Origin of the sequence: Micromonospora sp. D75, from assembly GCF_018070405.1 — a bacterium.
GTDB classification, from domain to species: Bacteria; Actinomycetota; Actinomycetes; order Mycobacteriales; family Micromonosporaceae; genus Micromonospora; species Micromonospora chalcea.
On sequence record NZ_JAGPXV010000967.1, the window covers coordinates 1 to 1,408 of the forward strand.

The following is a 1,408-nucleotide window of genomic DNA, read 5'->3' on the forward strand; positions in this document are numbered from 1 at the left end:
GTACGTCACGCAGGGCCGGTTCCCGGACGCGGACGCGCTGCGGGAGCGGTTCGCCGCCGCCGGGGTGGACGCGGGCGCGCCGGTCGGCGCGTACTGCGGCTCCGGGGTGACCGCCGCGCAGGCCGTGCTCGCGTTGCACCTGGCCGGCCGCCCGGACGCCGCGCTGTACGTCGGCTCGTGGAGCGAGTGGGTGGCCGACCCGGACCGTCCGGTCGCCACCGGTGGCACGTCCGGCCGGTGAGCGTACGTCAGGTGGGCGCACCCGGGCCCACGTGCGACGATGGCCGCATGGCCGACGACACGGTGGTGGTGTGGGACGAGGCTCTCCTCACCTACGACATGGGCGACCATCCGCTGGACCCGGTCCGGGTCGAGCTGACCATGGCGCTCGCCCGCGAGCTGGGCGTGCTGGACCGGCCCGGCGTGCGGCTGGTCAAGCCCGAGCCGGCCGACGACGCGCTGCTCACCCGCGTCCACGATCCGGCCTATCTGGACGCGGTCCGGGCCGCGCCGCGCGACCCGCTGTTCGCCGGGTTCGGCCTGGGCACCTCGGACAATCCGGTCTTCGACGGCATGCACGAGGCGAGCGCGCTGATCGCCGGCGCCACAGTGGCCGCCGCCGAGGCGGTCTGGCGCGGCGACGCCCGCCGCGCCGTGAACGTGGCCGGCGGGCTGCACCACGCCATGCCCGCCCGCGCCGCCGGCTTCTGCGTCTACAACGACCCGGCCGTGGCCATCGCCCGCCTGCTCGACCTCGGCGCGCAGCGGATCGCGTACGTGGACGTGGACGTGCACCACGGCGACGGCGTGCAGGAGATCTTCTACCGCGATCCGCGGGTGCTCACCATCAGCCTGCACGAGACGCCGCTCGCGCTGTTCCCCGGCACCGGGTTCCCGGACGAGACCGGCGGGCCGGGCGCGGAGGGCACCGCCGTCAACGTGCCGCTGCCGCCCGGAGTCGGCGACGCCGGCTGGCAGCGCGCGTTCCACGCGGTCGTGCCGTCGGTGCTGCGCGCGTACCGGCCGCAGGTGCTTGTCACCCAGTGCGGCGCCGACGGACACCGCAAGGATCCGCTGGCCGACCTGCACCTGTCGGTGGACGGGCAGCGGGCCACCTACCGCTCGCTGCGCGCGCTCGCCGACGAGCTGTGCGACGGCCGCTGGATCGCCACCGGCGGCGGCGGGTACGCGCTGGTCGAGGTGGTGCCGAGGGCCTGGACGCACCTGCTCGCGATCGCCACCGGCGAGCCGGTCGACCCGGCCACGCTCACCCCGCCCGGCTGGCGGGACCTGGCCGCGCGGCGGCGACCCGGGCACGAGGTGCCGGTGCGGATGACCGACGACGTCGACCCGCCGTACCAGCCGTGGCAGCCCAGCGGCGAGCCGTACGCGGTGGAGCGGGCCGGCG

General features: G+C 76.6%; 2 protein-coding genes. Both read left to right on the forward strand.

Going from position 1 to position 1,408, the window contains the following annotated elements:
* Window positions 1-241: sulfurtransferase (locus KBX39_RS31170; RefSeq protein WP_247660792.1), on the forward strand; the 241-nt coding region annotated here is incomplete at its 5' end.
* Between the two features lie 47 nt (window positions 242-288).
* Window positions 289-1,408 (forward strand): acetoin utilization protein AcuC (locus KBX39_RS31175; protein ID WP_210873991.1); only part of this gene is annotated, 1,120 nt, incomplete at its 3' end.